The organism is Paraburkholderia sp. MM5482-R2, assembly GCF_050436125.1.
Classification (GTDB): Bacteria; Pseudomonadota; Gammaproteobacteria; order Burkholderiales; family Burkholderiaceae; genus Paraburkholderia; species Paraburkholderia tuberum.
The window spans coordinates 478,662-496,178 of the sequence record NZ_JBNDLP010000003.1; the positions used below are offsets into that span (position 1 = coordinate 478,662).

Annotated in this window: 16 protein-coding genes; 11 read left to right on the forward strand and 5 right to left on the reverse strand. The window is 62.9% G+C overall.

What is annotated here, in order from left to right; translation table 11 throughout:
• Nucleotides 1-79: 79 nt before the first annotated feature.
• Nucleotides 80-991 carry a CHAD domain-containing protein gene (locus OKW37_RS24320; RefSeq protein ID WP_429404050.1) on the reverse strand — a complete coding sequence of 304 codons (912 nt, stop codon included), beginning with the start codon at nucleotides 989-991 and terminating at the stop codon, nucleotides 80-82.
• A 242-nt stretch (nucleotides 992-1,233) separates the two neighbouring features.
• Between OKW37_RS24320 and OKW37_RS24325 the strand changes: the two genes are divergently transcribed.
• The gene (locus OKW37_RS24325; RefSeq protein ID WP_090807757.1) at nucleotides 1,234-1,602 is read left to right on the forward strand and encodes an NUDIX hydrolase; all 369 of its coding nucleotides are present in this window, start codon (nucleotides 1,234-1,236) and stop codon (nucleotides 1,600-1,602) included.
• 104 nt (nucleotides 1,603-1,706) lie between these two features.
• Here the strand turns inward: OKW37_RS24325 and OKW37_RS24330 are convergent, their stop codons facing one another.
• Nucleotides 1,707-2,948 carry a cystathionine gamma-synthase family protein gene (locus OKW37_RS24330; RefSeq protein WP_187614652.1) on the reverse strand — a complete coding sequence of 414 codons (1,242 nt, stop codon included), beginning with the start codon at nucleotides 2,946-2,948 and terminating at the stop codon, nucleotides 1,707-1,709.
• Nucleotides 2,949-3,150: 202 nt separating this feature from the next.
• Here OKW37_RS24330 and OKW37_RS24335 point away from each other — a divergent pair, with 202 nt between their 5' ends.
• Nucleotides 3,151-4,791 carry an MFS transporter gene (locus OKW37_RS24335; RefSeq protein ID WP_429404052.1) on the forward strand — a complete coding sequence of 547 codons (1,641 nt, stop codon included), beginning with the start codon at nucleotides 3,151-3,153 and terminating at the stop codon, nucleotides 4,789-4,791.
• A 10-nt stretch (nucleotides 4,792-4,801) separates the two neighbouring features.
• Here OKW37_RS24335 and OKW37_RS24340 read toward each other — a convergent pair whose 3' ends face one another.
• Nucleotides 4,802-5,194 carry a hypothetical protein gene (locus tag OKW37_RS24340; RefSeq protein WP_184005010.1) on the reverse strand — a complete coding sequence of 131 codons (393 nt, stop codon included), beginning with the start codon at nucleotides 5,192-5,194 and terminating at the stop codon, nucleotides 4,802-4,804.
• Between the two features lie 93 nt (nucleotides 5,195-5,287).
• On the reverse strand, nucleotides 5,288-6,283 hold the full coding sequence (locus OKW37_RS24345) for an aldo/keto reductase (protein WP_429404055.1): 996 nt from the start codon (nucleotides 6,281-6,283) through the stop codon (nucleotides 5,288-5,290).
• A 233-nt stretch (nucleotides 6,284-6,516) separates the two neighbouring features.
• On the opposite strand from OKW37_RS24345, the gene OKW37_RS24350 reads away from it, so the two are divergent.
• The 8 genes from OKW37_RS24350 to OKW37_RS24385 all read left to right on the forward strand — a co-directional run bounded on the left by OKW37_RS24350 (nucleotide 6,517) and on the right by OKW37_RS24385 (nucleotide 14,739).
• Entirely contained in the window at nucleotides 6,517-7,149 is a 633-nt protein-coding gene (locus OKW37_RS24350; protein WP_429404057.1) for an isochorismatase family cysteine hydrolase, read from the forward strand.
• 213 nt (nucleotides 7,150-7,362) lie between these two features.
• On the forward strand, nucleotides 7,363-7,875 hold the full coding sequence (locus OKW37_RS24355; protein ID WP_429404059.1) for a hypothetical protein: 513 nt from the start codon (nucleotides 7,363-7,365) through the stop codon (nucleotides 7,873-7,875).
• A gap of 106 nt (nucleotides 7,876-7,981) precedes the next feature.
• On the forward strand, nucleotides 7,982-8,827 hold the full coding sequence (locus OKW37_RS24360; RefSeq protein WP_429404061.1) for a helix-turn-helix domain-containing protein: 846 nt from the start codon (nucleotides 7,982-7,984) through the stop codon (nucleotides 8,825-8,827).
• A gap of 44 nt (nucleotides 8,828-8,871) precedes the next feature.
• Nucleotides 8,872-9,279 carry a DUF2000 family protein gene (locus tag OKW37_RS24365; RefSeq protein WP_429404063.1) on the forward strand — a complete coding sequence of 136 codons (408 nt, stop codon included), beginning with the start codon at nucleotides 8,872-8,874 and terminating at the stop codon, nucleotides 9,277-9,279.
• Nucleotides 9,280-9,829: 550 nt separating this feature from the next.
• Entirely contained in the window at nucleotides 9,830-11,221 is a 1,392-nt protein-coding gene (locus tag OKW37_RS24370; protein WP_090807735.1) for a class I SAM-dependent methyltransferase, read from the forward strand.
• A 22-nt stretch (nucleotides 11,222-11,243) separates the two neighbouring features.
• Entirely contained in the window at nucleotides 11,244-12,599 is a 1,356-nt protein-coding gene (locus OKW37_RS24375) for a sensor histidine kinase (protein ID WP_184061511.1), read from the forward strand.
• Nucleotides 12,600-12,607: 8 nt separating this feature from the next.
• Nucleotides 12,608-13,732: a hybrid sensor histidine kinase/response regulator gene (locus OKW37_RS24380; RefSeq protein ID WP_090807730.1), complete on the forward strand. Its 1,125-nt coding sequence runs from the start codon at nucleotides 12,608-12,610 to the stop codon at nucleotides 13,730-13,732.
• A complete protein-coding gene (locus OKW37_RS24385; RefSeq protein WP_429404066.1) occupies nucleotides 13,732-14,739 on the forward strand; it encodes a response regulator in 1,008 nt (335 codons plus the stop codon). The genes OKW37_RS24380 and OKW37_RS24385 overlap by 1 nt, the downstream gene beginning before the upstream one ends.
• Nucleotides 14,740-14,927: 188 nt before the next feature.
• Here OKW37_RS24385 and OKW37_RS24390 read toward each other — a convergent pair whose 3' ends face one another.
• Nucleotides 14,928-15,818 (reverse strand): 2OG-Fe(II) oxygenase, encoded by an 891-nt coding sequence (locus OKW37_RS24390; RefSeq protein WP_429404068.1) that lies wholly within the window; start codon nucleotides 15,816-15,818, stop codon nucleotides 14,928-14,930.
• A gap of 441 nt (nucleotides 15,819-16,259) precedes the next feature.
• Between OKW37_RS24390 and OKW37_RS24395 the strand changes: the two genes are divergently transcribed.
• Complete coding sequence (locus tag OKW37_RS24395) at nucleotides 16,260-17,507, forward strand: efflux RND transporter periplasmic adaptor subunit (RefSeq protein ID WP_429404070.1); 1,248 nt, start codon at nucleotides 16,260-16,262, stop codon at nucleotides 17,505-17,507.
• Nucleotides 17,508-17,517: the final 10 nt, after the last annotated feature.

Consider the following 17,517-nt stretch of genomic DNA (forward strand, 5'->3'; position numbering starts at 1 on the left):
GTGGCCGAGCGCAGCCGTTTACCAACCGCGCGACAAGCCGGTGATACTTCGGCATCCACACAGTCAGATCGCGCCCGCCTCAGTTAGAGATGCCTCGGACCCGCCGCGATGCCTCCCGCATCCGTTGGGACTTCTGCTTTCCCAACCATTGCAGCGATTCGCGCACGACCTCGGGCGGAACCTCATTGAATGACGCGCTGCGAATCAGCGCCTCGCTTGCGGCAATGTCGTTGAACTGCCCCAGCTTGTTCTGCACGGATGTCAATTCCTTGACGGTGCGACCGTGTCCGCCTTTGATAACGGGTTGAAAAAACTCCAGCAGGTACCTCAGTTTTTTGCCTGCCTTTCGAACGTCGTGAAGATCCTGCTCGTGGGTGTCCTCGCTGCGTGCAGCGCGTCTGCTTCGCTTTTGAAGTGCACGCCGCGCTAGACGGACACGCTTCTCGGCGAACGCCTGAATGGGTAGATTGTCGCAACACGACAGCAGTGTGGTTTGCGCGCGAAACATGACATCGTTCAGAAACGCCTCGACATCGTCGCTTTTGATCATCGTCCGGCTATGCACCACCGCCTGCGCGCGCTTCTCGCGCGCCGCGGCCACCAGCAGTTCGATCGAGGCGCCGGACTCCTTGGCGGCTCTCAGCAGATCGCCTGCTATGTCCCAGTCACGGGTTCGGCCTGCCACGGCCGCAAGACGCTTGAATTCTTCGGTGGCTTGCGCGGTCGATTCCTCTCCGAGGTATGGAGAGTACGCCCAGTACAAAGCCCGAAGCTTTCTGAAAGCCACGCGAAGCTGATGAAACCCTTCTGCATCGCTCTGCGTGGATAGCTCTCTTGCCCTTTGCACGGCTTCGGCCACGACTGGCGCCGCCAGCGACGAGAAGGTACTGGCGATGGAACTCGTTTTTGAAAGTGATGAAGCGGCCGTCCGGCGGTTGACTTTGAAGAGAGTGTTTGGCCGTGGCAAGGACCAGTCACCATCCATATCCATTGCAGCCTCGAGTCGGATAGAAAATCCATTTGCCGAGACCTTACCATGGCGACCCTCGAGCGCCGAGATTGTGACGCGTTGATGACATACTTTAAGGTGCCGCGCGTCCGCTGTCCTCGCTTCGAAACATTACCGGCTTCTGCTGTTCTGTATTAGGATGCTCAACTATGTCTGGCAACGCCCGATACGCCGCCGTGTGGTGCGCGTCTTGAGAGCATCTGGGGCATAAGTGGGAGTCCGGTTTGAAGAAACGCGCCACCGTGATCTGTCGCAGAGGTAAGCGAATCCTTCTGGTCGCACGTAGTCAAGCAAAGTGGGCTTTACCGGGCGGGATCCTCAAGCGTGGAGAACATCGCACGGACGCCGCACTTCGGGAACTCAAGGAAGAAACTCAACTATCCGGCAAGTCGGCCAAGCATCTCTTCGACTTCCGTGGCAAGCAGAAGCACCATCACGTGTTTTCCTGCGAAATCCCGAATCGGGCCAAAGCTCGCCCGAGTAACGAAATATCCAGGTGTCGCTGGGTTCACATGGACGAGATCCGTCGCCTCATGACCAGCGGGCCGACGACCGATATCGTGAAGCTCATGTATCAGCGGCGCAGGAAGTAGCCCAGACCTTCAACTGATACCCCGGCGCCCGGATTGCATTGCCAGGAACTAAACAAGCGAGGCCGGCGCACCAGCCTCGCTCAGAATTTCGAAGGCCCGAAAAACTACGCCGCGAACTTGAGCGCCTGTGCGAAATCCGCAATCAGGTCGTCGATATCCTCGATGCCCGCGGACAGCCGCAGCATGCCGTCTGAAATACCCATCGCCTTGCGCGTTTCCGGCCCGGCTTCGAAAAAGATCGTCGGCGCGACGGGAATGATCAGCGTGCGCGTGTCGCCGAGACCGGTCGCCTTGACCGGCAGCTTGAGCGCGTTGACGACTTCGACCATGCGATCCACGTTGAGTAATTCGAACGACAACAGCCACGACGCGCCCTTGAACAGCGTCTGTGCGATCTCGTATTGCGGATGGCTCTTCAGGCCAGGATAGAACACGTTGCCGATCGCTTCGTGCCCTTCGAGAAACTGCGCGAGCGCGAGCGCATTGTCGCTGCTTTGCTTCACGCGCAAGGCGAGCGTTTCCGCGCCCATCGCGATCGAGTGCGCCTGCTCGGACGACAATGCCGCGCCCATGTCTCGCAGGCCTTTCTTGCGGATCTGCAGCAGCCCCTGATCCTTTGCCGCCGAACGCCGATAGTCGTCGGCGATGTTCGGATACGCGCTCCAGTCGAACAGACCGGTATCCGTCACCGCGCCGCCGAGGGCCGCGCCATGACCCGCGATAGTCTTCGTCAGCGAGTTGATGACGAGGCTCGCGCCGACCGCCTTTGGCTTGAACAATGCGGGCGAGGTAATCGTGTTATCGACGAAGTACACGATGCCGCGCTCACGGCACACGTCACCGATACCTTGCAGGTCGGGAATCTGCGTGCCCGGATTCGCGATGGTTTCGACGAACACCATGCGCGTATTCGGCCGGATTGCGTTCTTCACGTCGTCGACGTTGCACGCGTCGACGGTCGTGACTTCGACGCCGAGTGCCCGCAACGTGCCGAACAGACTGTTGGTGTTGCCGAACACGTAACGGCTCGACACGAGATGATCGCCCGCGCGCAGCAGCGTCAGGAACGTCGCGGTGATGCCGGCCATGCCTGTGCTGAAGCAGACCGTGCCGACGCCTTCTTCGAGGCTGGTGATCTTGCGCTCGAGCGCGGCGGTGGTGGGCGTGCCCTGCCGTGCGTAATTGAAGCCGCCTTTCTTCGTGCCCTGGAACACGCCGATCAGGTCCTCGACGCGCTCGAAACCATATTGCACGGACGTATGAACTGGCTGACGCAAGGCACCGTGCTCGGTGCCCGCAATTCTGTCGCCGTGAACGATGCCAGTGGTGAAACCTTGCTTGTCCATTCCTTCTCCGCTTTTTTAGATCGATTGCTTCCAACCGATTATCACCTGTAACCGCTCGCCGGCGAAGTCCTTGGCGTCCCGTCCGGCGGCGCGGGACACCCCGAATGGGCAAAACCCGCTCCGCGATGTTGCGCTGCGGGGTTGACTAGCCTTGGTGGCACGAACAGGCTCTAAGTCTTCATCGACCAGCACGGGAGCGAACGTGGCCGACCCTGATCATCCTGGTAGCAAGCCGAGGACGGCGCACGTCATCGCCGCGCAGGCGAGCCCGTGCGACGAGCTCGTCATCCGCACGCAGCCCGTCACGACCGGCCGCCCGTGCCAGCGCAAGCGCCTCGCGCTGGCCGCGACGATCGGTGGTTCGAGCATGGCGTTCATCGATGGCTCCGTCGTCAACGTCGCGCTGCCGGCCATTCAGAGCGAACTCGGCGCGAGCGTCGCGGCGATGCAGTGGGTCGTCAACGCGTATCTGCTGTTTCTCGGCTCCCTCGTGCTGGTCGGCGGATCGATGGGCGACAAGCTCGGCCGGCGCACGGTGTTCATCGCGGGCGTCGCGCTTTTCACGCTGGCGTCGGCCGCTTGCGGGTTTGCACCGAATACGTTTGCGCTGGTCGCCGCGCGCGCGGTTCAAGGCATCGGCGCGTCACTGCTGGTACCCAGCAGTCTCGCGATCATCGGCGCAGTGTTCGACGACGCAGCGCGCGGACGGGCAATCGGCACCTGGGCGGGCGTCGGCGCGATCACCTCGGCCGTGGGGCCGGTGGCGGGCGGCTGGCTCGTCGACGCGTGGTCGTGGCGCGCGATCTTCTTCCTGAACGTCCCGCTCGCGGCGCTGACGATCGCGCTCGCCATATCGGCGGTGCCCAACAGCCACGGGGCCGATGCGCCTGGACAGCTCGACTGGCCCGGCGCACTGAGCGCAGCCACGGGCCTCGCCGCGCTGACGTTCGGCCTGACCGAAGCATCGGCGCGTGGCTTCGCGCATCCGCTCGTATTCTGTGCGATTGGCGCCGGCGTGCTGATGCTCGCCGCATTCGTGACCATTGAGGCGCGCAGCCCCAACCCGATGATGCCGCTCGACCTGTTTCGCTCGCGCGACTTCGCCGGCGCCAACCTCGTCACACTGCTGCTTTACTTCGGCCTTGGCGGCACGTTCTTTTTCCTGCCGTTCACGTTGATCCGCGCGCATGGCTACACCGCGACCGAAGCGGGGGCGGCGCTGTTGCCGGTGCCTTTCATCATCGGTTTGCTCTCGCGCTTCACTGGCGGTCTGACTAGCCGCTTCGGTTCGCGCACGCTGCTGACCGTTGGCCCGGGCGTCGCCGGCGTCGGGTTCACGTTGCTGGGGCTACCGTTCGTGCGCGGCAGCTATTGGGCTGAATTCTTCCCTGCGCTCGTCGTGCTCGGGCTCGGCATGACGATCACCGTCGCGCCGCTTACCACGACCGTGATGGGCGCGGTGCCGAGCGACCGCACAGGCGTGGCGTCCGGCATCAATAACGCCGTTGCGCGCGTGGCGGGCCTGCTGGCGATTGCGGTGCTCGGCATCGTATTCGTGTGGTCGCACCACGCGGCGCTATCGGCGCGCCTCGACGAACTGCATGTGCCGCAAGATACGGGCCAGATCGGACAATTGCTGGCGCCGGTCGAGCAAGCGGGAGGGGCGGCGGGCGACTCGCATACGCCGCGCGAGATATCCGTGGCGCGCGCGCAAGCCGATGCGATGACCGACGCGCTGCGGGCCGTCGCGCTCGTCTGCGCCGCGTGTGCGTTCGCCGGAGCGGGGCTTGCGATGGCCACCATCCAGCCGCTGAAACGGCCGGCGGTGGCGCGCCCGGAGTGAGATACGAAACTCAGTGGTGAACAGGCCGCACCGGGGACCCCGTCGGCCGGATCACCGCAGCCGCTCGCGCCTCGATTCTTGCCGCCGACGAAGTCGGTTGATGTGGCGCGCTGTCGTACCCGTTCATTTGTTCATCGATGACGAAATCCGCGACTCTCATCGCGTCCATCGCGTTGCCGTCCACGTCGTTCCACTCGCGAATCGCGCGATTGACCTTGGTTAGCGCGGTGACAGCAAGCAGTATGGCGTCGGTCTCGGTGATCTTGCCTTCGAGATCATCTACGAGGTAGTCCGCAACACGTAGAGCCGCGCCGATCAGATTGCTGTCGTCGCTCAAGTCCGTCAGTACCGCATGAACCACTGCGAGGCAAGCATCTTTGCGTGCAAGTGCGATGTCTGTCATGAGGTTCTCCAGAGTCCAGGTGCAAACACAATTTATTCCGGGTGCTCCCTGCATGTCGAATGCGCCCACCGCGAAGCCGCCACCGCGTTGCCTTTACCAGCGCTGGTGGACGTGCGGCGCGATCTGGCGCTGATACACATCCCGGACCCGTTGCATTACCTCGTCGGACAGCGGCGCGAGGCTCGCGGCCGAGACGTTCGACGCCGCCTGGGCCGCGTTTTTACTGCCCGGAATGATGACGGAGACGGCATCCTCCATCAGGATCCAGCGCAGAGCCAGCTGCGCCATGGAGGCGTTCACGGGTACCAGGCCGCGCAGTTCATCGACCGCTTGCAACGCGACGTCGTAGGGTACGCCGGAGAACGTTTCGCCGACGTCGAACGCCTCGCCATGCCGATTGAATGCACGATGGTCGTCTGATGCAAAAGTCGAATCCGCGGACATCTTGCCCGTGAGCATGCCGCTGGCCAGAGGCACTCGGGCGATGACTGCAACGTCTTTCTTTTGCGCTTGCCTGAAGAACAGATCGGATGGACGCTGACGGAACATGTTGTAGATGATCTGCACCGAAACCACGTTCGGATATTCGATCGCCTTCAGCGCTTCTTCCACCTTTTCGACCGACACGCCGTAGTAGCGGATCTTGCCGGCGGCGACGAAGTCGTCCATTGCGTCGAACACCTCGGGACGGTAGTAAACCTCCGTCGGCGGGCAATGCAGCTGGACCAGGTCGAGCGTGTCGACGCCGAGATTCGAGCGACTCCGGTCGATGAAAGCTTCGAGCTCGCGCTTGTTCAGATAGCCGCTGGTCACATGCGGGTCGAGTCGGCGCCCGAGCTTGGTGGCGACAATCGGACGTTCGCCGCCTCGTTGCCGCAGCACGTCGCGGATGATCCGTTCGGAGCGACCGTCGCCGTAGACATCGGCCGTGTCGATGAACGTGACACCGTTATCGAGCGCGGCATTCAGCGCGGCCTTGGCGTCATCTTCCGCAACACTGCCCCACGAGCCGCCGATCGCCCATGCCCCAAAACCGATTTCCGACACATTCCAGCCGGTACGACCAAATTTTCTCGTCGAAAGCGTCATTTCGATGCTCATCCTCTGTTTTTTTGCGAAGTTGCGTCGCAGGTGGTTCATGACCCTTGCGGGAGCGCCGGCGACCTTTGTACATAGTGTAGCAAGCGGGCAGGGCCGTTGAAGTGGGGTATGCGTCCGGGCGGAATCGATGATCGCCCGCGCGATGCGATGAAGTATGATTTCCACGGCATCGAAGCGGCTGCTCCGACAACAGGACGTGAAACCCGGATGAAGGTGGCGTAATGACAACCAACGCAGGTTCTGACGGCATCGCGAACGACGGGCTCGGCGTCACGCGCACGAGTGCACGGATTCCGGCCATCGCACCATCGCGAACCGCGCTTGTCGTCATGCACTACCAGACCGACATTCTCGGACTCTTTCCGTCGGTCGCGCCCGCCTTGCTCGCCAATACGCGCAGCTTATGCGACGCGGCCCGGGCCAAAGGCGTCAGCGTCTATTTCGCCAACCTCAGGTTCAGTCCGGGCTATCCGGAAGTCAGCCCGTTGAACAGGAACGGGCAGGGAATCAAAAGTCTTGGCCTCTTCCTCGCAGACCGGATCGCGCCAGAGTTAGGCCAGCAGGCCAACGAACCGCTCGTGATCGCGCATCGTGCGAGCGTGTTCTTCGGCACCGATCTGGAGGCGAAGCTTTCGGAGCAAGGTATCGATTCGCTGATCATGGTCGGCATCGCGTCGACCGGCGTCGTGCTCTCCTCGGTCGCGTACGCCAGCGACGCGGACTTCCGCCTGTATACGGTGAAGGATTGCTGTTACGACCCGGACCAGGTGGTCCACGAGCATCTGTTTTCTACCGCATTCGATTCACGCACAACGGTGCTGTCACTGGCGGACGCGTTACTGCTGCTCGCGTAGACCAATATCGCCAGCTCGATTACGTCTTTGCCCGGCGTTCCGTTGGTTTCGCTACGAACAGACCCCGCTATCGCACCAGCGCTTTCGGGCCGCCCGGCGTGACCGCGTAACCGTCGGTGCATGCCGTATTCGGCGATCACGATGAGTTACTCGCCACATCGGCATATGATTTGCTGGCTGATACTGGAAGAGAAACCAACCGGATGACATAACGTGGCGTCGAAAACAACGGGCATCGCCCCGCTCCAGATGTTCGAAAGCGTCGTCATCCGGTTGTACGACGGCGGCGTCCTGTCACCGGCCGTGCTCGAACGTGTGATCGGCGCCTTCGCGCAAGCGGATGTCGACTGGCATGACACGGTGCAGGGCCGCTCCATCGACGGTCGTTCACTGCACGAAATCGTCGCGCTGACGATGCTGCCGGGACAACCTGTCCGATCGGCATCGGCATCGTTCATGACTGTGATCGAACACATCTCGAGCGTCGCGCCGGATACGGACGAGAAAGCAGCACAGCCAAAAACCGCGCGACGCAAAAAAACCGCGCCGCCCGTGGATGAAACGGACGCGGAGTCGGAGTCCGAATCGCAAGAACTGCTTGCGCAATTGTCGGGCGACGGACGATCCAGCAAGCGCCGCCGCGCGACTGAACAGGATCGGCCGGCGGGTTCGCGCGGCTATAACCCGTTCGTCAACGCACGGCCTCCGCGTTCGAAGAAGCCGTGACGCTGGTTGCCTTCGTCGACAGGAACGGTCGTTGGCCCGACGCGATTCCCCCGCTGCCGTACACTATCCGCTGGCCGCATCGCCCGCTGCCCGCCAGCTCCAACCCATGCCCACTCCACTCAGTCCCGCCAACTGGCTAATCGCCCGCCGCGATGCCGAAACCGGCATCGAGAGCCTGCGCGCGCATTTCGGCGGCCACGCCTACGATCCGCACGATCATGACGACATGTTGATCGGCTATACCGAGCAGGGCGTGCAACGCTTCCAGTGTCATCGGTCGTTGCACACGAGCGTGCCGGGCCGCGCGATCCTGATCGAGCCCGGCGCGCTGCACGACGGTCACGCGCCAGAGGCAGCCGGCTTCACCTACGCGATGCTGTATCTGCCGCAAGCCTGGGTCGAGCGCGCGGCGCGGCGGCTCGATCTGCCGGGACTGGCCGGCGTCGAGGCGGCGTTCGGCCATACGCTGGTCGACGACCGTGCGCTCATCGATGCGATCGGCCAGGCCTTCGCCGCGATCCACGGCAACGAGGGCCGGCTCGCGCGCGACCAGACGCTCGATCGTCTGCTGCTGCAACTCGGTGCCCAGCTACGCGATGCGCCGCTGACCGGCGACCCCGCCGCGTCACCTGCGATCACGCGGGTGCGCGATCTGTTGCACGAACACATGGACGGCAATCTCGGGCTCGACGAACTCGCCGAAGTTGCCGGCATCGACCGGTTCAGGTTGACGCGTCTGTTTCAGCGCGCATTCGGCACCTCGCCGCACGCGTATCTGGTGCGCTTGCGCCTGCGCGCCGCGCGGCGCCTGCTCGCGACCGGCCGCACGCCCGCGCAGGTCGCCGCCGAAGTCGGTTTCGCGGATCAGAGCCATCTCGGCCGCTGGTTTCGTCGGGCGTACCGCATGACGCCGGCGGCGTACCGGCAGATGTGCACAAACGTTCCAGACTGATCGCGCGGCATCGTCGATCATGAGCGGCTCAACGAGGAGTCGTCATGTTCGATACCAAAGTGGCGCTGATCGTGCGCAGCGATCTCGCGGTCTGGCAGAAGCTCAATGTGGTCGCGTTTCTCGCGACCGGTGTCGCGGCCGCGGCGCCCCATGCGCTGGGCGAACCCTACGAGGATGCCGCCGGGCACCGCTACGGCCGCATGCTCGGCCAGCCGATGATGGTGTTCGCCGCCGACCGGTTCGGTCTGCAGGGCGCGCATCGGCAGGCGCTGTCGCGCGAGCTCGGAATCGTGCCGTATGTGCACGCGATGTTTTCGACGGGGCATGACGCGGCGAATCGCGCAGTCTTTCGCGCCGAGGACGCGGCGAATCTCGATCTCGTCGGTCTCGCACTACATGGACCGAAGAAAGCCGTCGATAAGGCCGTGAAAGGTTTGGCCTTGCACGAATGAGTCAACGAGTGCGCGAGCCGCTCGATTGTCGACGGTACTCGCGCCGAACTCCAAAAGAAAAACGTTTGCCGCGCCGGACGCGAATTGCGTTAAAACAAAAAAGCTTATTCGGCGAATGCACGGGGCATATCCAAAGGGCATAGATCAGATAGGCACAAGTACCGCACCCCCTCAATAGCGGATCGTGCCGCCATCGTGGCAATGCGATTGCAAGTCGTTGTCGAGAAACGAATTGTCGGCGATTGCACCCGCGCGCTCGCCAACTCGTTTCAAATGGTTCTTTGCAAAAACGGCTTTCTACAGCACGGACATGCTCGCAAGAAATCCTTGCATATACGTTTCATCCTGAATTTGACCTCAGTCAGAATTGAACGTGTTGATGTTACACTGCAAGCCGCTGGAGCCATTCTGGCAAAGGGCTTTGGTGTTTCCAGCTCAAAGTGGTTTGAAACGCGTCCACGACTTGTCGCCGGTGTCGTGCGTGCGGCAGCCATTCACTGGACTTCTCCAACACCCTGCTGCGTTCCCGGATTCCTCAGGTACTAATACCGTGTACTCTCAAACGCAAATCGACCCGGTGATCAGCTTCCGCAACTCGCAGCGCGAGCATGTGCGTGGGACGATCATTAACCTCCAGAGAAAGTCCTTGGTCATGGAGGTCTATAACCCCTATTCCATCGTGCAGGTCAGCGAGGTGTTAAGCGAGCTGAGCGTGCGCATGGGCACCAAGAATGCCTATCTCGGCAAGGCGGTGGTGGTGAGTCTGGTGAACACCGGTCTGACCGCGGTGGTTTCGCTGGCACTCATCGACGAATGGCGCGAGCTTAGCGTTCTGCCCAATGAAGCGAAGTCGGTCGGCCGGGAAGCAGAACTCTTTATTAGTGACTGGGACGCGCGCTTCAATATCCGGCGCGACTATCAGATCGTCGTGAACGAGATGCGCGCATTCCTGTCGGAAGTGTCGCGCTGGGTCGAGCAGGTCGACCTGACCGAGAGCTTGCCGAAGACCGAAGAAGGCAGGCTGCGCGAGGACCTGTTCTACGAGCTCGCCACGCCGATCATGCTCAAGATCAAGTTCTTCCTCGACCGCCTGGAGGAAGAGGCCGAGCGCGTCGACGCCGAGACCGCACCCGTGCATCGCACGTATGCGCAAGCGGCACTGCATCCGTTGCTGCTGCGCGCGCCATTCGTCTACCGCACGTTCACCAAGCCGCTCGGCTATGCCGGCGACTACGAGATGGTCAACCAGATCCTCAGCGATCCGCAGCAGGGACCGACCACATACTTCCAGATCGTCAATACCGCGTTCCTGCACGCGGCGGTCGCGACTGCGCACCGCAACCGCATCACGCTGCTGATCGACTTTCTGACGCGTCAGGCCGAAGCGGCGCGCGCTGCCGGCAGGCCGTTGCGCATCCTCAACGTCGGTTGCGGGCCCGCTTTCGAGATCCAGCGCTTCGTGCGCGAATATCCGCATCCGGAGCTGCTGTCCTTCGAGCTGGTCGACTTCAGCGAGGAAACGCTGGCGTTTACGAAAGACGCGATCGAAAGCTCGGCGAATGCCGCGGGCCATAAAGCCTCGGTGCAAATGGTGCATCAGTCGGTGCACGATCTGCTCAAGCGTAAAATTTCAACGGACCCCTCCGCGCGCGAATTCGACGCGGTGTACTGCGCGGGTCTGTTCGACTATCTGTCGGACAAGGTCTGCGCGCGTCTCCTGAGTTACTTCGCCGCTCGCACGCGAGCTGGCGGCCAGTTGCTGGTCACCAACGTCCATTCGGCGAATCCGGAGAAGTACGGGATGGAGCATCTGCTCGAGTGGTATCTGATTTATCGGAACGAAAGCGGCATGAGCTCGCTGCTTCCCGCCAACTCCACTGACCAGAAGCTCTACGTCGACGAGACCGGGGTGAATGTGTTCGCGGAAGCCACGATCCTCTGAAACCGTGTCGACATCCCTGTTCATGACTACCAGTCCCCTGCAGAGCGGCTATCAAACCGAGCTGGCCGACTTTCGCGTCACGTTCAGCCGGGGCGGCGCGTGCACAGCGATTGCGCTCGTGCTGCTCGGCGTGGGGCTGGATTACGCTCAGTATCCGCAGTATCAGACGTCGTTCGCGCTCGCGCGCCTGCTCGTGTCGTTGATGATCGGCGGTATCATCGCCTTGCTCGACACCAGCATGGGGCGGCGGCTTACTCCATGGCTGACGCTGTCCTGGCTGCTGCTGCCGCAGGCGATGATTTCATGGATGATCTGGCGCACCGATGGTGTTCTGTCGCCCTACTACATGGGCCTGAATCTGGCCATCTTTGCGTCCGGTATTGCGTTGCCATTCGGTCTGTGGCAAAACCTCGTGTTCGGCGTGCTGTCCTGCTTTCTGTATCTGCTGGCCTGCCTGTTGCCTCCGCATGACGGCGTGCCGCTCGGCACGATGACCGTCAATGTTCTGCTCCTTCTGTTCGCCGCTGCCGCAAGCGCCGTCTACACGTTTTTCAACGAACGCGTGCGCTTCATGCTGTTTCGCCTGAAGGCCGAGGTGTCCGAGAAAAACGCGGAGGTCTCCGCGAAGAACGCCGAACTCGAAGTGATCAATCGGCAGTTGCTCGACATCAAGGGCCAACTGCTGCAGCAGGAAAAAATGGCGGCGATCGGTACGCTCGCGGCCGGCCTGCTGCATGAAGTGAACAACCCGGTGAACTTCTGTCTGATGGCAATCGAGGTTGCGCTGGAAGAGCCGATCTCGAAGAAGGAGCCGACGCTGCAGGAATGTCTGGTCGATGCGCGGCAGGGCATGCAGCGGATCCAGCACATCGTGTCGGACCTGAAGACGTTCGCGTATCGCAAGCCCGGCGCCGAGGCGGAGCTGGGCACGCCGTTCCTGTTCGAAAAGGCGCTCGATTCGGCGATCCGGCTCGTCGGGCATGAATTGCGCGGCGTCACCGTCACGCGCGAGCTGCCCGCGGATACGCTGGTGCAGGGCGACGAGGCGGCCATCATCGGCGTGCTGATCAACCTGCTGTCGAATGCGGTGCTGGCGATGCGCAAGGCGGCCACGCCCGCGCCGGCGATTCACGTCAACGTCAGATGGACCGAAGACCGCCTGCATGTGACGGTAAAAGACAACGGGCCGGGCATCGCGCCGGAGCATCTCGCGCGCGTGTTCGAGCCATTTTTTACCACCCGCGAAGTGGGACAAGGCCTGGGCCTCGGGCTGTCGATCAGCTATGCGGTGATCGAGCGTCATGGCGGCCTGCTGTTTGCTGAGAGCGAGCAGGGAAGTTGGGCTTCATTCAGTTTCGATCTGTCGCCCGCACCCTGAGAAATACCATGAATGACATCCGACAGACACAGCCCACTCTTCTCTACGTCGATGACGAAGAGTTGGCCTGCAAATATTTCGCGCGCACCGTAGGTGCCGATTACGAGGTCCTGCTCGCGACGAGCAGCGACGAGGCGATCGCTATCCTCGAGCAGGACAACGCCCGCATCGCGGTGCTGGTCACGGACTTCCGCATGCCGGGGCGTGACGGTGGCGACCTGCTGCGCCAGGTGGCGCTGGAATATCCGCACATCGTGCGGATTCTGGTCACTGCTTATGCAGACGTCGAGATGTTATTGCAGACGGTCAACACCGGCGAGGTGTTCCGCATCCTCGAAAAGCCGCTGAAGCCGGCGGCAGTGCGCGATACGCTGCAACTGGCGTTTGATCGTTACCACGAACGCACGATGCAGAATCAGCGCCTGATCGCCATCGACGAAACCCTGGCGTTCATCGCGCACGAACTGAACACGCCGCTCGCGGCGATCGCGCTGAACGCGCACAGCATCGAAGATCGCATCGACGCGGAGCGCGATGCGGAAGGCGAAATTCTCGGCGCCGCGAAATCGATGCGCGAGAGCGCGCAGTACTGCATGGCGGTGGTGTCGTCCTTCTGGCGCTCGGTGCACAACGGGCGGCGCCGGCAACTGGAGGGCGACGAGGCGCGCATCGAGAGTACCGCGCATGGGCTGATCTCGGCGTTGCTCGATACGTATCCGTTTACGACCGCGCAGCGCTCGTGGGTGCAGGTCGACGTCGACAGCGACTTTGCCGTGCTCACGCAGCCGAATTGCGTGGCGCTCGTGCTGTCGTCACTGTTGTCCAACGCGTTGCGCGCGCTCGCGGATGTGCCGTCGCCGTCGGTGCGCTTTACCGTGACAACGGAACCCCACCCGAGCATCGGCATCTGCGACAACGGGCCGGGAATTCCGCCCGAGATCAAAGACCGCCTGTTGACGGACCCAATTACAACGCACGCGAAATCCGGGGGGAACGGCTTGGGCCTGATTCTATGCAACCGTGTCATGCAGTCCTGTGGCGGCGGACTCAGGATCGAGTCCACGTCGTGGGGAGGCACCACCGTAGTGCTCGATTTCCCCCATATCAAAGGTCAAACGCACAGGAGTTGTTGATGAACGAAGCAAAAGCCACAGAGGAGTTGGCGCCGGCGATCATCTTCGTCGATGACGAAGCTACCGCCGTCAAGTACTTCCAGCGTGCCATCGGAAGCCTGGCGCCGGTCCTGACTGGCGGCTCGGTGGAAGAGGGCAAGGCGCTGCTCGACGAGCACGGCGACAGGGTGGGGGTGCTGGTCTCCGACCAGCGTATGCCGGGCGAGTTCGGCAACGAGCTGCTGCGCTATGCGAGCGAGCGCTTTCCGCATGTCGTGCGAATTCTGACCACCGCGTATTCGGAAATCGATCAGACCGTCGCGGCCGTCAACCTCGGTCATATCCATCGCTACATCAAGAAGCCTTGGGACATCACGGCGCTGCGCATGGAGCTGAAGCAGGCGCTCGAGCTGGCCGAGCTGCGCAAGGAGCGTGACACGCTGGTGCGCGAGAAGCTGGGCGTGCTGCAAAAGCAGGTGGTCGCCACTCGCATCGGTCTGGTGCGTTCGCTGTCGGCCACCCTGATCGGGCCCGAGCGCTTTCAGCCGGTCGAGACGTATCTCGCCGCAGCGGTACTCGCCGACGTGCCGAACTCCGAGCCGGACTGGCTGCTGCAGGACTACTCCGATCTGATCGCGGCCGAGAGTGCCCGCAGCGGCGCGTTCGGTCATACGGTGGCCGCGCACCTCGCCACGCTGCGTAACCGTCACGGCAGCGCGAGCGTGACTGCGAGCGACGCACTGACGACGCTGGCCGGGGTATTTTCCGAGGCAGGCATCAATGTGCGCCGCGAAGGCGATGGTCTCGTGTGCGACCAGCCGGCCACACTCGCGGAGTTTCTCGCGGAGCCGGGCAACGACGCGGTGTCGAGCGGGCACGCGGTATGGCTGGCGAGCCTTCTGTGGCTCGACGGCAATGACGTTGCACTGCAGCCGGCAAGTGAAGGCAATGCGATCGCGTTCCGGCCGGCGCAGCGCGGTAGCGAGTTCGCCGCCGATCGCCTCGCCACGTGGATCGAGCAGTTCTGATTACCTTGCTTCGAGGGCGCGGCGTCTGACGCGTCCTTCCTGCTACCGGCTTCGCGCTGCAGCCCGCCGCGGCTAGCAGCGCGACGCTGATCAAGGCTCGCGCGAGTCGTTCGAATGTTTTTCCACGCGCGCGGACAGACAGCACGCTCTTTTTACCTCGACAAGCGTTGCCTGTCAGGCCTGACTTCTCAAGCCTGAACGCGCGGCGCGAAGCGCCGCGTCCGAATCCACTTGGTAGCCACCCACTTGTCGCCCGTGCGCAGCGGCGTGCTCGCATGCAGCGAGCTCGGATCGCACAGCCCGTAGCGGTTGCCATATTCGAAGTAGAGCGCGTGCCCGCGCTGCGGCGCGACCGACCAGCCAATCTGCGGAAACACCGTCTCACCGCCGCCTTCCACATCTTTCAGATACATCAGCAGCGTGCCCATGCGCTGGCCGCTGCGCGCGATCGACTCGCGATTCGTTTCGTTGCTCGTCATCAGATAGTCGACGTGCGGCGTCGACTCCGCGCCTTCCTCATAGTGCAGCATTTGCAGGCCTTCGCCGTTCTCGACCGGGGTTGCCGTGAGTTCCGCGATGCGCGCCTCGATGCGCGAGATCAACGGCGTCTCGCCCAAACGGAAAAACATCCCGTGACTGCTGCGATGACCGGCGATCACATCGCGGCCGGTCACTGGATCGACGACGGCCGACCGGTCGAGCCGCGGCTGTGCGAGCGCGATCAGCTGCTCGCATTCATCGGCACTCAGGAAATTGGCGATGTGCACCGCGGCCGGCCGTTGCAACCGCGACAGCACGCGCACCTTGCGCTCGCCGAGTTGGATCAGCGGAGCGTCGGGCACGCGCAGCGGCTCGGGCTGGTAGCTGAGCGGCGCGCTGCCGACTTCGAGCTTGTCGCCGGGCAGCGCCATACCGTACAGGAACGCCGATGCGACCGCATCGACCATCGCCGACGCGAGCTCGGCCGCGTTGTCGCGGCTCACCAGTTCGTCGACGATCGCTTGGGGCGCGACGCCGCGCGAAAGGTTGGCGGCGATCCAGTCGCGGACTTCGGCTGGGAAATTGACGGTGATGGACATCGGGGCGAGGTTGTGGGGTGTCGTGACAGTCGCGGCGCGCGCGACGCTGGCTCGCGATGATAGCGGACGATTGTGACGATTCTGGACGCACGGCCCGGTTGTCAGTTGGCTGTCGTCTGTTACCGTATATTGCGATGTCCCGCCGCGCCCACAACTCGGCCCATGCGGGTGTCCGCCCCCACGTGCCGCCCGATCGATGCCCCGGACTATTCCAGCGGCCAACATGTTGCGCCCCTGTAACTCAAGGCCGGCGCAAGCCGGTTACATTCACGCATGCCCGTATTCAAGCCCTCGCCCCACTTCCTTACGTCTTCATAACAACACGTCCGGAGGCGTTCGACTGATGACAACGCGCGTGAACCATGGCACTTTTGCGCAGTCCCGTCAGCGGACGAGCTTCCAACCGAGTATCGACACCAATATCCGTTCCCGGAGATCAACATGAGCGAAACCGTGTCCCCGCCGCCAAAGCGCTCCCGACGCGGGCTCATCATCTTCGCGGTTGTCGTGCTCATGCTGGTCGCGCTCGTCGTGGTTCATCTGATGACGCGCAAGAAGCCGGTGCGCGAGAACGCGGCGATCGTCGTCACCGTCGCGCAGGCGACGCTCGGTTCGATGCCGGTCACACTGAGCGAGCTCGGCACCGTCACGCCGATCGCAACCGTGACCGTGCTGCCGCAGCTGAGCGGCTATCTGACCGAGGTCGGCTATCACGAAGGCCAGGAGGTGCAAAAAGGCCAGTTCCTCGCGCAGATCGATCCGCGCCAGTATCAGATCAGCAAGCAGCAGGCGGAAGCGACGCTCGCGAAAGACCGCGCGTCGCTCGCGCAGGCGCGCGCCGATCTCGAGCGCTATACGCAGTTGAACGAACGCAAGTCGATCGCGCAGCAAACCTTCGCGGATCAGCAATTCCTCGTGCAGCAGGACGAAGCGGCGGTGAAGGTCGACCTCGCCAACATCGCCCAATTCGATCTCGACCTCGCCTATTGCCGCATCACCGCGCCGATCGCGGGCAAGGTCGGCTTGCGGCTCGTCGATCCGGGCAACTATGTGACCGCGTCGTCGTCGACGGGCATCGTCGTCATCACGACCGTGAAGCCGACCACGGTGCAGTTCACGGTGCCGCAGGATTCGCTCGCGTCGATCGTGCAGCGTCTCGCCACCGGCGCGAAGCTGCCGGTCACCGCGTATTCGAGCGATAACTCGCGCGAGATCGCGACCGGCACGCTGTACGCGGTCAGCAACCAGATGGCGACCGCGACCGGCACCGTCACCTTGCGCGCGACCTTCGCGAACGGCGACGAAACGCTGTTCCCGAACGAGTTCGTCAACGTGAAGCTGCTCGTCGACACGATGCAGAACGCGGTGCTCGTGCCGACCGCCGCGGTACAGTCCGGCGCGCCGGGCGACTTCGTCTATCTGGTCAATCCGGACAGCACGGTGTCCGTGCACAAGGTCAAGCTCGGACCGAGCGACGGCAAGAACACGGTGATCGTGTCGGGACTCGCGGCCGGCAACAAGGTCGTGACGGACGGCATGGATCGTCTGAACGACGGCGCGAAGATCCAGCCGGCGCATCCGAAGTCCGCCGCCGGCCCGAAAGCGCCCGCCGCCGCGTCCGAAGCCGCGCCGGCGTCGAGCGCGGCGGCATCGCCTGCGCCGGCCGCGTCCGAAGCCGCCTCGTCGTAACGGACCCCCG

What these genes read in the sequence shown, in the direction of transcription:
- OKW37_RS24360 (WP_429404061.1), top strand. Translation starts at nt 7,982, where the DNA reads ATGCCCACTCCACTCAGTCCCGCCAACTGGCTAATCGCCCGCCGCGAT.
- OKW37_RS24375 (WP_184061511.1), top strand. Translation starts at nt 11,244, where the DNA reads ATGACTACCAGTCCCCTGCAGAGCGGCTATCAAACCGAGCTGGCCGAC.
- OKW37_RS24365 (WP_429404063.1), top strand. Translation starts at nt 8,872, where the DNA reads ATGTTCGATACCAAAGTGGCGCTGATCGTGCGCAGCGATCTCGCGGTC.
- OKW37_RS24330 (WP_187614652.1), bottom strand. Translation starts at nt 2,948, where the DNA reads ATGGACAAGCAAGGTTTCACCACTGGCATCGTTCACGGCGACAGAATT.
- OKW37_RS24395 (WP_429404070.1), top strand. Translation starts at nt 16,260, where the DNA reads ATGAGCGAAACCGTGTCCCCGCCGCCAAAGCGCTCCCGACGCGGGCTC.
- OKW37_RS24345 (WP_429404055.1), bottom strand. Translation starts at nt 6,283, where the DNA reads ATGACGCTTTCGACGAGAAAATTTGGTCGTACCGGCTGGAATGTGTCG.
- OKW37_RS24350 (WP_429404057.1), top strand. Translation starts at nt 6,517, where the DNA reads ATGACAACCAACGCAGGTTCTGACGGCATCGCGAACGACGGGCTCGGC.
- OKW37_RS24340 (WP_184005010.1), bottom strand. Translation starts at nt 5,194, where the DNA reads ATGACAGACATCGCACTTGCACGCAAAGATGCTTGCCTCGCAGTGGTT.
- OKW37_RS24385 (WP_429404066.1), top strand. Translation starts at nt 13,732, where the DNA reads ATGAACGAAGCAAAAGCCACAGAGGAGTTGGCGCCGGCGATCATCTTC.
- OKW37_RS24390 (WP_429404068.1), bottom strand. Translation starts at nt 15,818, where the DNA reads ATGTCCATCACCGTCAATTTCCCAGCCGAAGTCCGCGACTGGATCGCC.
- OKW37_RS24380 (WP_090807730.1), top strand. Translation starts at nt 12,608, where the DNA reads ATGAATGACATCCGACAGACACAGCCCACTCTTCTCTACGTCGATGAC.
- OKW37_RS24320 (WP_429404050.1), bottom strand. Translation starts at nt 991, where the DNA reads ATGGATATGGATGGTGACTGGTCCTTGCCACGGCCAAACACTCTCTTC.